The sequence below is a fragment of the Amycolatopsis sp. NPDC088138 genome, assembly GCF_044741685.1.
Lineage (GTDB): Bacteria > Actinomycetota > Actinomycetes > Mycobacteriales > Pseudonocardiaceae > Amycolatopsis.
The window spans coordinates 322,367-334,620 of sequence record NZ_JBIUTB010000001.1 but is presented as its reverse complement, the minus strand read 5'-3'; the positions used below and the strand labels follow the sequence as shown (position 1 = coordinate 334,620).

At 71.7% G+C, this 12,254-nt stretch carries 10 protein-coding genes; 3 read left to right on the top strand and 7 right to left on the bottom strand.

The features are described from left to right. The first annotated feature begins 85 nt into the window (after positions 1 to 85). The gene (locus ACIOD2_RS01720) at positions 86 to 1,174 is read left to right on the top strand and encodes a glutamate--cysteine ligase (protein WP_400533102.1); all 1,089 of its coding nucleotides are present in this window, start codon (positions 86 to 88) and stop codon (positions 1,172 to 1,174) included. 6 nt (positions 1,175 to 1,180) lie between these two features. Here ACIOD2_RS01720 and ACIOD2_RS01715 read toward each other — a convergent pair whose 3' ends face one another. From ACIOD2_RS01715 to ACIOD2_RS01705, 3 genes are read right to left on the bottom strand one after another with little or no spacing between them, the layout of a single operon-like run. Next, positions 1,181 to 3,043, bottom strand: coding sequence for a CheR family methyltransferase (locus tag ACIOD2_RS01715; RefSeq protein WP_400533100.1), 1,863 nt, complete (start codon positions 3,041 to 3,043; stop codon positions 1,181 to 1,183). Between the two features lie 10 nt (positions 3,044 to 3,053). Then, positions 3,054 to 3,818: an ATP-binding protein gene (locus tag ACIOD2_RS01710; protein ID WP_400533098.1), complete on the bottom strand. Its 765-nt coding sequence runs from the start codon at positions 3,816 to 3,818 to the stop codon at positions 3,054 to 3,056. After that, entirely contained in the window at positions 3,815 to 4,825 is a 1,011-nt protein-coding gene (locus ACIOD2_RS01705) for a chemotaxis protein CheB (protein ID WP_400533097.1), read from the bottom strand. The genes ACIOD2_RS01710 and ACIOD2_RS01705 overlap by 4 nt, the downstream gene beginning before the upstream one ends. Before the next feature lie 319 nt (positions 4,826 to 5,144). Between ACIOD2_RS01705 and ACIOD2_RS01700 the strand changes: the two genes are divergently transcribed. Next, positions 5,145 to 5,504 (top strand): hypothetical protein, encoded by a 360-nt coding sequence (locus tag ACIOD2_RS01700; protein ID WP_400533095.1) that lies wholly within the window; start codon positions 5,145 to 5,147, stop codon positions 5,502 to 5,504. 446 nt (positions 5,505 to 5,950) lie between these two features. On the opposite strand, the gene ACIOD2_RS01695 is transcribed toward ACIOD2_RS01700, so the two are convergent. From ACIOD2_RS01695 to htpG, 4 genes are all read right to left on the bottom strand, one after another. After that, complete coding sequence (locus ACIOD2_RS01695) at positions 5,951 to 7,543, bottom strand: phytoene desaturase family protein (protein ID WP_400533094.1); 1,593 nt, start codon at positions 7,541 to 7,543, stop codon at positions 5,951 to 5,953. A gap of 132 nt (positions 7,544 to 7,675) precedes the next feature. After that, a complete protein-coding gene (locus tag ACIOD2_RS01690) occupies positions 7,676 to 8,110 on the bottom strand; it encodes a DUF6292 family protein (protein ID WP_400533092.1) in 435 nt (144 codons plus the stop codon). 119 nt (positions 8,111 to 8,229) lie between these two features. After that, positions 8,230 to 8,865, bottom strand: a complete 636-nt coding sequence (locus tag ACIOD2_RS01685; protein WP_400533090.1) for a phosphoribosyltransferase — start codon at positions 8,863 to 8,865, stop codon at positions 8,230 to 8,232. Between the two features lie 273 nt (positions 8,866 to 9,138). After that, complete coding sequence (gene htpG / locus ACIOD2_RS01680; RefSeq protein ID WP_400533088.1) at positions 9,139 to 11,061, bottom strand: molecular chaperone HtpG; 1,923 nt, start codon at positions 11,059 to 11,061, stop codon at positions 9,139 to 9,141. 160 nt (positions 11,062 to 11,221) lie between these two features. On the opposite strand from htpG, the gene ACIOD2_RS01675 reads away from it, so the two are divergent. Beyond that, complete coding sequence (locus tag ACIOD2_RS01675; protein WP_400533086.1) at positions 11,222 to 12,175, top strand: alpha/beta hydrolase family esterase; 954 nt, start codon at positions 11,222 to 11,224, stop codon at positions 12,173 to 12,175. The last annotated feature ends 79 nt before the right edge of the window (positions 12,176 to 12,254 follow it).

Sequence of the window (12,254 nt, the reverse complement as noted above, 5' to 3'; positions counted from 1 at the left end):
ACACAAGCGTAGTCGTCCGGACACGCGGTTTGCCCCATACCGCGTCCGGGTATCCAGCCGGTTCCCCATCCCCAGGAGAACCCCGGTGACAGACCAGGTACTGACCTTCGGCGTCGAGGAGGAGTTCTTCGTCGTCGACCGGCGTGGACTGCTGTCGCACGCCGGGGACGACGTCGTCGACGCCGCGGAAGCGGCCGGTGGCGACCAAGGCGAACTCCAGCACGAGCTCACGCGCACCCAGGCCGAGGCCGCCAGCGACGTCTGCCGGACCCATTCCGACGCCCTGCGCCAGCTGCGCGGGATGCGCGCCGACCTGGCCGCCGCGGCGGCCAAACGGCGGCTCCGGCTGCTGCCGAGCGGCTGCGCGCCGCTGTCCGAAGAGGACCCGCCGGTGATCTCGCCGACCCCGCGCTACCAGCAGATGGCCGAGCACTTCGGCGCCACCGCGCGGACGTCGCTCACCTGCGGCTGCCACGTGCACGTCGCGATCCCGGACAAGGAGACCGGGATCAAGGTGCTGGCCCGGGTTCGCCCGTGGCTGCCGGTCCTGCTCACCGTCACCGCCAACTCGCCGATCGCCGACGGCTACGACACCGGCTACCACAGCTGGCGCTACCAGCAGTGGAGCCGCTGGCCCTCGGCCGGCCCGCCGCCGCGGTTCGACTCGCTGGACGAGTACGAGAGCGTCGTCGACGCGTGGCTGCGCGCGGGCTCGATCCTCGACCGCGGGATGGTCTACTGGGACGTCCGGCTCTCGGAGAACCAGCCGACCCTGGAGTTCCGCATCGCCGACGTCGCCGCCACCCCGGAGGACGCGGTCCTGCTCGCCGTCCTGGCGCGCGGACTGGTGGCCACCGCGCTGGACGACGACGCTCCCCCGCCGGACCTGCCCAACGAGGTGCTGCGCGCCCAGCTCTGGCGGGGGTCCCGGGACGGCGTCACCGGACGCTGCCCGCACCCGCGCACCGGCGACCTGGAGCCGGCGACAGCGGTGCTCGACGAGCTGATCAAGCTGACCAGCCCGGCACTCGAAGCGGCGGGCGACCGGGAGTTCGCGCTTGAGGGGATCGCCCGCCTGGCCGCCGGAGAAGGCGGAGCCGACCGGCAGCGGCGCTCCTTCGCGAAGCGGCAGCGCGGGGAGGACGTCATCGACCTGCTGGCCGTGACCGGCTGACCGGCACTAGCCGGCTTTGACCGGGCCGGCCTCCTCCATCATCAGCAGCGCGCCCTGGCTCTGGCCGTTCGCGCCCCGCAGCGCGCTGCACGTCAGCCGGACCACGACCGCCCGGCCGCGGCGGTTGATCGCGTCCAGGGTCAGCTCGGCGACCGACTCGGCGTCGGCCAGCGCGTCGCGGACCACCGGCCGCAGCTCGGCGAGCGGCAGGCCGATGTCCAGGTTCAGCAGGTGGCTGCCCTCGGCCTCTTCGCGGCGCACGCCCCAAAGTTCCTCGGCACCGCTGTTCCAGGCCTTGATCCGCATCTCCGTGTCGATCACGACGATCCCGGCTTGGATCGAGGTCAGCACCGACTCCAGGAAGTCGTTCAGGTCGTCGAGCTCCAGGCCGCGGTCACGCAGGGCGTCGTTGATCGTCTGCAGCTCGTCGTTGGTCGAGTGCAGCTCCTCGTTCATGGTTTCGAGCTCTTCGTTGGTGGACTGGAGCTCCTCGTTGGTCGTCTCCAGCTCCTCCACCGTGGACTGGAGCTCCTCGTTCGTGGTCTCCAGCTCCTCGTTGGTCGACTGCAGCTCCTCGTAGGCCGACTCGAGCTGCCGGTTCGAGTGCTCGAGCTCGGTGAGCAGCAGCCGCGCCCAGCTGACGTCGTGGAACACCACCGACACACCGAGCAGGCTCTTCTCCTTGCCCAGCAACGGGTTGACGTGCACCTCGTACCACACCACGTCCCCGGCGCGGCGCCACTCGACGTCCTTGATGCGCAGCGACCGGCGCTCCAGCCGGGCCTGCTCGACGTAGGGACGCAGGGCGACCGGGCGGTAGGAGACGTCGAGGTCCCAGAGCTTGCGGCCGAGGTCGCGTTCGGACAGTCCGAACGCGATCTCCGCCTGCTGGTTGATCAGCGCCGTGACCTCTTCGCCGGTCACCACGATCTGGGCGACGGGACTGGCCGAGAACGCGTGCTCGCGCAGCTGGTCCAGCCCCGAGACGTCGGCCGGGCGCCGGCCCGGGTAGCCGTGGGAGGCGAAGTGGCTGTACCCCACCGGCGAGTTCGCCACCTTGCGGAACACCCGCCGCTTGAGGTCGAGCGGCTCGAAGATCCGCGTGTGGCTGAGCAGCATCTCGGCCTTGCCCAGGAACATCATGCCCCGCGGGGCGAGCGCGAAGTGGAACCGCTCGAGGATCTTCGTCTGGGTGTCGGCGTTGAAGTACATCAGCGTGTTGCGGCAGACGAGCAGGTCGATCCGCGAGATCGGGGCGTCCTGCACGAGGTCGTTGCGGCCGAAGATCACCGAGCGGCGCAGGTCCTTGCGGAAACTGTACCGGCTGCCGTACTGCTCGAAGTACTCCTCCAGCTTGCCCTCCGGCAGCCCTTCGAGCTCGGCCGCGGTGTAGGACGCCTGCCGCGCCTGGGCGAGCGCCTCTTCGTCGACGTCGGTCGCGTAGATCTTGACCCGCTGGCGGAAGGCGTCGACGCCGATCGCCTCGGCGAACGCGATCGCGAGGCTGTAGGCCTCCTGGCCGGCCGCGCAGCCCGCGCTCCACACCCGGATCGGCTCCTCCGGGCTGCGTTCGGCCAGCAGCGCGGGAATCACCTGGTCCCGCAGGTAGTCCCAGGCGTCGGGGTCCCGGAAGAACCCCGTCACGTTGATCAGGATCGTGTTGAACAGCGCGACGAACTCGTCCGCGTTGACCTGGAGCTGGTCGATGTAGTCGGCGAAGGTGCCGGCCCCCACCTGGTTCATCCGCCGCTGGACCCGCCGCATCAGGCTGGTGCGCTTGTAACCGGTGAAGTCGAAACCCCGGGATTCCTTCAGGTAGGCGAGCACCGATTCGAACTCGTCGTCGGCTTCCGGCCGGGGATCCGTCACCGGGGACACGCTACCCGTGCCGGCTCGCGGGCCGACCGTGCCTGGTCAGCACCGCCCAGACCACCTTGCCGCCCGCCCAGGACCGGCTGCACCCCCACACCCGGGCGACCTGCGCGACCAGCCGCAGCCCGATGCCGGCCTCCCCGGGGTTGAGCCGCTCGTGGAGCACGGCCGGGTGCGGGTCGTCGTCGCCGACCGCGACGGTGAACAGCCCGCGCCGCAGCTCCAGCCGCAGCCGCGGCGCGGAGACCGTGTGCCGGATCGTGTTCTCGACCAGCTCGGTGGCGACGAGCCTGCCGTCCTCCTCGTACTCCGGCACGCCCCACACCGCGCAGACCCGGCTGACGAACTCCCGGGCGAGCGACGAGGCGCCGACGGTGGGCGCGAGCAGCTGCACCGCGCGGCGCCGCTGCGGACGGTCCCGGGCCAGCTCGGCCTGGCCGATGTCGGCGTGGACCGCCACGAACCGGTCGATCACCCGGCTTTCGAACAACGCCAGGTGCTCCGGCCGCGTCGAGACGAGCGAGAAGGGGATGCCGGGCCAGTCGCTGATCCGCATGGCGATGACGGAGAAGACGCTCGCCAGCGTGCCGTCGTCGATGAGGAGGTCCTCGATGTCGGCGATCACGCCGTCCGGGGCGTCCGTGGCGATCTTGAGGAGGCCGTCGCGCAGGTCCGGGTAGCTGGTGAGATCGAGCGTCCCGGTCACCGTCACCACGGTCGAGCCGGGACGGTGCTCCGGCACCAGGCTCACGGCCGCGGCGTCGCCGGTCATGAGGGCGGCCCGGTCTCCGGGTGCTGGGCGATGAGGAACCTCCGCAGGGTTTCGGCGGCCGTCGTGCATTCGCGCGCGGTCGTGTCGTACCGGCCGGTGAGCCCGGCCAGTCCGCGATGGGTGGAGTCGCGTTGCATGCGCCGGGCCAGCGCCGCCTTCTCGTCGAGGGAGCGCAGCGCCGTCCACAGCGCCCGCTCGAACTCGGCGTCGTGGGCGCTCAGCAGGGCTTCGGCCGACCACGCGTGCCCGATGCGGCAGCGGTACTGCCCGTGCGGGTGGCCGATCTCGAGCAGCGTGCCCTGGCAGTCCGGGCAGCTGTACCCGGACGCCGAGGTCCCGTCACCGGGCACGACCGCGTCCAGCCGGACGCTGTCCCGGGCGATCCGGTCCTCCAGCAGCAGCCCCGGTGACGACGGTTCGAGCGGGACCTCGTCGATCGGGACGCGCACCAGCTTGTCGAGGACCTTGCCGAGCACTTCGGCGGGGTAGACGTGCTCGGTCGGGGTGAGGGCCAGCGCGTTCGCGGGCATCCCCGGGTAGAGCGCTTCCTCCGGGTCCTGGACCATCGCCACGCCACCCCGCTCCACCACCGAGCAGAGCCCGGCCGCGCCGTCGTCGAGCGCCCCGGAGAGCACGACGCCGATCGCGGCGGGGCCCGCGGTGACCGCCGCCGAGCGGAGGGTGGCGTTGACGGCGGGACGGTGCCCGTTCTCGGTCGGGCCGTGGCTGAGCAGCAGCGTGCCCTCGTCGATGAGCAGGTGGCGGTCGGGCGGGGCCACGTGGATCACGCCCCTGGTCAGCGGCCCGCGGTGCTGCGCGGGCACGGACGGCAGGGTGCCGGCGCGGCTCAGGATCTGCGGCAGCGCGCTCGACGCGCCGGGCGAGAGGTGCATGACGACGAGCACCGCGGCCGGGAAGTCCGCCGGCAGGGCCCCGACCAGGCTGCGGAGCGCCTCGACGCCGCCCGCGGAGGCGCCGAGCACCACCACATCACGCTGGAAGGGCACGTCGACCACCTCCTCACCCCGTCACGGTAGTCGCCTCGGCCGCGGCGGGTAACCGGGGCGGGCGGATCGAGACCCGGGTGCGGCGGGCCAGGCCAGCCAGTGTCCACTGTGGACGACATGATCAGTCCACTGTGGACTGCGGGCACGCTTCATCCACTTGACCGGATCCCCACCCCGATTCGTGGTTAAACATCACTCGGACGGGGAAGATCTTGACGGTACCGACGTCCCGCAAGTGCCGGGGGGCACCGTGAGTGAACGCCGATCCATCCGAACGTGTAGTGGCCCGCGGACCAGGTCGTCCGGGACCCTTGATGGGATGTCTGAAGGTTCGGGACCCGACCGGCGGAGTACCGCCACCGTGCGCTGGCGTGCGTCGATCGGCTTGACCGTGGGCGCCGACGGCCCGGTGTCGAGCATCGTCGAGTCCGAGCACGGCAGCGAGGGCTCGGCCCGCGAGTGGATCGAACAAAAGCTGCCCGGAACCCGCTTCCCCGCCTGGATCCCGGCGGCCCGCCGAGCGGACGGCGTCGAGTTGTTCGGCCGCGTCGCCCGGGGCCGGGTCGTCACAGGCCGGTTGGTCCCCACGTGGGAATCGGACACGGCCACCGAAGTCTGGCACGCGGACCGCACCGGCGACGAGGTCCAGTGGCGCCGCTGCGCCGCCGAAGACCACTAACCCGCCCGGCTCTCAAACCCCCTTCCGCCGCAGGTAGGTCCCCTCCCCTGCTGGTCCTCCGACACCTTGTCCGCCGCGAGTTCCGGCCGGAGGCCGATCTTTCGCCAGGAAAGATGCGTTTGCTGGGACCGGGGTTTCATAGTGTGGGTCGCGACTCCGGCTGGAGCCTGCGGCTGGTCGCGCAGTACGGCGACACCTGCGACGTGTTCGGCTCCTCGCCCGCTGCGTGCGGGCCTCTGGAGCAGCGAGTCGGCAGTGGGGCTTCGTGGTTCCGTCGAGGTCCTTGCGGTCGGTCTGGGCCTGCGGCGCTCACCGGCGCGGGACTTTGCCCCGTCTGCACCTCCGCCCGCGTAACTCAGCCTGGTGTCGGCAGCGGAACACCTGACCATCGGCGTACTGGCCACTGCCCTTGACCTCCGGCGCACCGCAACCCCGAGCTAGGTGGCTCAGCTGTAGAGCGCTCGGTGGGCCGCCCTGATCACCGCCGCGTAGCCGCCGCCCAGGTTGCCCGCTCGGGCCAGGGCCGCCCGGGCCGCGTTGGCTCCCGGACCGCCGTGGACCGCGCCGCCCGGGTGGGCCGAGGCGCCCGCCAGGTACAGGCGGTCGACCGGGGTGTCCGCCCGTCCCGTGCCCGGGACCGGGCGGAAGAACAGCTGCTGGTGGATCGCCGTCGTGCCGCCGTTGATCGCGCCGCCGACCAGGGCCGGGTTGTGCTCCGCCAGCTCGGCCGGGCCCTGGACGTGACGGTTCTTGACCAGGCCGGCGAACCCCGGCGCGTGCGCCTCGACCGTCTCCTCGATCCGCTTGACCCGCCGCTCCAGCGCACCCCGGCCCGCCATCGAGCCGCGCGGCACGTGCGTGTACGCCCAGGCCGCCTCCGTGCCCGCGGGCGACCGGTCCGGGTCGCTGGTGGTCATCTGGCCGAACAACAGGAACGGGCGGCGCGGCGTCCGGCCGCGGGCGAGCTCGCCGCCGAAGGCCGACAGGCCGTCGAGGTCCGTGCCGAGGTGGATCGTGCCCGCGCCGCGCGCGTTTTCGGCCGTCCACGGCACCGGGCCGGACAGGGCCCAGTTCACCTTGACCGTCGCGCTGTCCCACTCGAACGTCCGCAGGTCGTCCAGCAGCCGGGACGGCAGCCACTCCGGCGCGACCAGCCCGCCGTACAGCACCGGCGCCGGCACGTCCGCCAGCACCGCGCGGTGCGCCCGGACCGGGTCACCCGCGGCGTCACGCACCCCCAAAGCGCGCCCGCCGGCAACAAGAATCTCGCCGACCGGACGTCCACAGTGGACGCTTCCGCCGCGCGACTCCAGCCGCCGCACCAGCGCCGCGGTCAGCTCCCCCGCACCGCCCGCGGGCACCGGGAACCCGGTGTCCTGGCCGACCATCGCCAGCAGCCAGCCGAACACCGCGCTGCCCGCGTTGTCCACGGAAAGGTCGCTGTGCGCGGCGTTCCCGGCCAACAACAGCTTCGCGCCTTCGCCGGTGAACAGCTCGTCGGCCAGCCGCCGCGCCGGCAGCGTCAGCATCCGCGCCAGGCGCACCGCGTCGCCCGTGCCGGTGCGCCGCAGCAGCTTCAGCGCCGGGCGCACGGGCGGGAACGGCGTGAACAGCGCGGCCAGCAGCGGGTCACGCAGCTCCTGCCACTGCTCGGTCAGCCGCCGCCACGCGGCGCCGTCACCCGGCGCGAACTCGTCCACGGACGCCATGGTCCGATCGAGGTGCCGCGACAGCACCGCGCACCGGTCGTCGGGCAAAATGTGCGCGAGCACGTCGGGGGCGTGCCGCCAGCGCAGGCCGTGCTCCTCGAGCTTGAGCCCCCGGAGCACCGGGGACACCGCGCCGAGCGGGTAGAACGAGCTGAACAGGTCGTTGTGGAAGCCGGGTTCGGTGAGCTCGGCGGTCTGGACCGCGCCGCCCGGGTGCTCCGTCGCCTCCAGGACCAGCACCGACCAGCCGGCGTCAGCCAGGAGGTTCGCCGCGACCAGGCCGTTGTGGCCGGCGCCGATCACCACCGCGTCGGCGGCTTCCGTACTCACTCGGCCTCCCGGCTGGTCGGGACTCGTGACTGGTCCCTCCAGCGTAGTGCGGCCGGCGTCCGTACGGGGGACGGTTTCCGCCCGGCCGCCGCGCTGTGTCCGATGTGGACAGTCAACGGCAAGCGCTTGACCTCAGGCTTGCCCCTCCGGCATGCAGACGCTCTTCCCGGCGTAAGCGGCGAGCCGCTCGTCGAAGCCGTCGGCGCTGCCCGGTCTTCGGAAGTGCGGCGGGTCGGGCCGCCCCGGGTAGCTGTCGCCGTAGAGGTCGCGCACGAAGTCCGCGACGGCGCACGGGTCCGGCAGCAGATCCTCGCCGAGGTAGGCGAGGATCACGACGTCTTCACCGGACGCCGACTCGACGGCCGCGGCCCAGCCGTCGCGCTCGTCCCACAGCAGGGCCGTCTCGTGGTCCGGGAACCGCTCGAGCCGCTGTTCGAGCGCGAGGTAGGCGGTGGCGGGCACCTCGACCTCGCAGAACCAGGCGGGCGCGTCGAGCTTGCTCGCGACGGCGAGCAGGTACTGCCGCAGTCCGAGCGCCGGTGCGCCGAGTCCGTCCCGTTCCGCCATGACACCTGCCCATCCGTCGCATCCCCGGCCCGGAGATACCCCGCCACCGGCGGGCTCAACCGGGAATTCCCCAGGTGGAGCAGCACGTCACGGCGCGTCCTCAGTGGAACCGCCGAGGGTCACCGGGCGAGCAGGGCCAGCACCTCCTCGTCGCCGGTCTGGCGGAAATCGGCGTACCACTGGCCGACCGAGCGAAACTCCGGCGGCTCGGCGACGCAGACGACGTCGTCGGCCTCGGACAGCAGCGCGGCCGCGCCCGGGGCACATACCGGCGCCGCGAAGACGATGGTCGACGGGCCACCGGCCCGCAGGTCGTGCAGGGCGGCCCGCGCGGTGACACCGGTGGCGAGCCCGTCGTCGACGAGGATGACGTCCCGGCCGGCGCAGACCACCGGCCCGCGGCCCGCCCGATATCGCTCGAGGCGGCGGCGTGCTTCGGCCCGTTCGCGGTTTTCCGCCCGCGCCAGCCGGGCGGTGGTGAGTTTCAGCGCGTGCAGGCTCGCTTCGGCGTAGATGGCCGGGCCGTCGGGCGTCACCGCGCCGACGCCGTACTCCCGGTGCCCCGGTGCGCCGATCTTCCGCGCGACCGCGACGTCCAGTTCGGCCCCGAGCACCCGGGCGACGACGGCCGCCACGGGCATCCCACCGCGGGCGAGGCCGAGCACCAGCGGATCGGCCCAGGTGCGGCGCGCGAGCTCCCGCGCCAGCCGCCGCCCGCCGTCCTCGCGGTTGGCGAACACCTGCGAAGCGGGCACGAGAACTCCTCTCACCCGTGGTGCGCTCACGGGTGAGTGTCCTCCTCGACGGAGCTTCGAGAAGAGTTCTCGACGGGCACGTCCGACGCAGGCCGACCAGGGCAACGCCACGCACCAGCCGGACGTCCCGGACCATGCCCCGCGAACGAGTCCGGAGCGGCGCACCGGGTTTGGCCGAGGGCGACACCAGGCGCCGGCCGATCACCCCGGCACTGCCGCCGCGAGCGAGGCCGCGGGCCCGGGCGAGGAGGTTCTCGCCCGGGCCCGCGGCTCTCAGAGGGTCTTCTCCAGCCGGTTGGCCAGCAGCTTGATGAAGCGGCCCGGGTCGCCCAGCTCGCCGCCTTCGGCCAGCAGGGCCATGCCGTAGAGCAGCTCGGCCGTCTCGGCCAGGCCCTCGTCTTCCGGGCGGGCGGTGTGCGCCTCGCGCAGGCCCGTGACCAGCGCGTGCTCCGGGTTGAGCTCCAGGATCCGCTTGATCGGCGGCAGCTCCTGGCCCATCGCGCGGTACATCTTCTCGAGCGTCGGGGTCAGGTCGTGGGTGTCGCCGACGATGCAGGCCGGGGACGTCGTCAGCCGCGACGAGAGCCGGACCTCCTTGACGTCCTCGCCCAGCGACGTGCCCATCCACGACAGCAGGCCCTCGAAGTCCTTCTGCTGCTGCTCGCGGGCGACCTCGGTGGCCTTCTTGTCCTCGTCCGAGTCCAGGTCGACCTGGCCCTTCGCGATGGACTGGAACTGCTTGCCGTCGAAGCCCTGCACGGCGTCGACCCACATCTCGTCGATCGGGTCGGTGAGCACGAGGACCTCGTAGCCCTTGGCCGCGAACGCCTCCATGTGCGGCGAGTTCTCGACGGCCGACCGGGACTCGCCGGTCATGTAGTAGACGTGCTCCTGGCCCTCCTTCATGCGCTCGACGTACTCGCGCAGCGAGGTCGGCTTCTCGGCGTCGTGCGTCGAGGGGAACGACGAGATCTCGAGGATCGCCTCGCGGTTCTCGAAGTCGTCGAGCAGGCCCTCCTTGACCGCGCGGCCGAACTCGCGCCAGAACGTCGCGTACTTCTCGGCGTCGGAAGACATCATCGACTTGACCGTCGAGAGGACCTTCTTGACCAGGCGACGGCGGATCAGCTGGATCTGCCGGTCCTGCTGCAGGATCTCCCGCGACACGTTGAGCGAGAGGTCCTGCGCGTCGACGACGCCCTTGACGAACCGCAGGTACTCGGGGACGAGCGACTCGCAGTCGTCCATGATGAAGACGCGCTTCACGTAGAGCTGCACGCCGCGCTTGCGCTCCCGCAGGAACAGGTCCATCGGCGCGTGCGACGGCAGGAACAGCAGCGCCTGGTACTCAAACGTGCCCTCGGCCTGCAGCCGGATCGTCTCCAGCGGGTCCTGCCAGTCGTGGCTGACGTGCTTGTAGAACTCGCTGTACTCCTCTTCGGTGACCTCGCTCGACGACCGCGCCCACAGCGCCTTCATCGAGTTGACGGTCTCCACCGCCGGCTCGGCGGGCTCTTCGCCCTCGGCGGCCGGCGCGGCTTCCGCCGTCATCCGGATCGGCCAGGTGATGAAGTCGGAGTACTTCTTCACGATCTCCCGGATCTTCGCCGGGGACGTGTAGTCGTACAGCGCGTCTTCGGTGTCCTCCGGCTTGAGGTGCAGCGTGACCGCGGTGCCCTGCGGCGCGTCCTCGACCGGCTCGATCGTGTAGGTGCCTTCGCCCGCCGACTCCCAGCGGACGCCCTCGGCGCTGCCCGCGTGGCGCGTCACGAGGGTGACCTTGTCGGCGACCATGAAGCTCGCGTAGAAGCCGACGCCGAACTGGCCGATCAGGTCCTGCGACGCGGCCGCGTCCTTCGCCTCCTTGAGCTTGGCCAGGAAGTCGGCGGTGCCGGACTTCGCGATCGTGCCGATGAGGGCGACGACGTCCTCGCGGGTCATGCCGATGCCGTTGTCCCGCACCGTCAGCGTGCGCTCGGCCGGGTCCGACTCGATCGTGATGTGCAGATCGGCCGTGTCCGCCACGAGGTCCTTGTCGCGGTACGACTCCAGCCGCAGCTTGTCGAGGGCGTCCGAAGCGTTCGACACCAGTTCCCGCAGGAACGTGTCCTTGTTCGAATAGATCGAATGAATCATCAGCTGGAGCAGCTGACGCGCCTCGGACTGGAACTCGAGCGTCTCGATCGGGGTGGTCACGGGCTTCCTTCCGGGTGTCACGGCGAACGGCCCGATCGTACCGAGGCGGTCCGACAGTCCCGGCCGTCACCCGGCCGCGCACTTTATGAACGCAATGTAGGCGGGCGGCGACGGCCGGTGTGATGCTGGCCACGCCCTGCTGCCGATCAAGGAGGATCGAGTGCCCGGACGCTTCCCCCGGCCCCGGTGGGCGGCCGCGTTCGCCGCGGCCTGCGCGCTGACCACCGGCTTTGCCGCACCTGCCGTCGCTTCGACGCCCCAGGGCGTCGTGGACCACCCCGTCCGCACCACCGGCTGCGGCCGCACCGCCCCCGTCCCGGCCGGGGTGACGACGACCCAGCACATCACTTCGGGCGGCCTCGACCGCACCTACACCGTGCACCTGCCGGCGCACTACAACCCGCGCAAGTCCTACCCGGTGCTCCTGTCGTTCCACGGGCACAAGCGCACGTCGCAGTACCAGGAGGAGCTGTCGGGCTTCTCGGCGCTGGACGCGATCTCGGTCTACCCGCAGGGCCTCGTCGGCACCGACGGCGAGACCGCCTGGACCGGGGCGCCGTACTCGGCCGCGGCGGACGACGTCCTGCTCACCAGCGACCTCATCACGAAGCTGCAGAAGTCGCTGTGCGTCGACGCGAACCGCGTCTTCGCCGCCGGGAAGTCCAACGGCGGCGGGTTCGTCGGCGTGCTGGCCTGCCGCCTGGCGAGCCGGATCGCGGCGTTCGCCCCGGTGTCGGGCGCCTTCTACCCGCAGGGCGGCGCCTGCCACCCGAGCCGTTCGGTGCCGATCCTCGACTTCCACGGCACCGCCGACACGACCATCCCCTACACCGGCGTTCCGGAGAAGGGGCTGCCGGCGATCCCGGACTGGCTCGCCGCGTGGTCCACAAGGGACGGTTGCCGCTCGAAGCCGGTGTCCTGGACGCCGGTGAAGGGTGTCGTCGCGCAGAAGTGGCTCGGCTGCGACCGGCGCGGCACCGTCGAGCACTACCGCGTCGAGGGCGCGGGGCACGTCTGGCCGAGCACCAAGCCGAACCTCGACTCGGCCACGCCGACGGTCATCGACGCGACCCCGGTGATCTGGCGGTTCTTCCGGAGCCACCCGCTGCACTGAAACAGGATTGACGCCCTTCGCACGGCTCGGCGACCATGAACGTGTCGCTTCGCGGAAAGCCGCCCGGATCACCGCGATC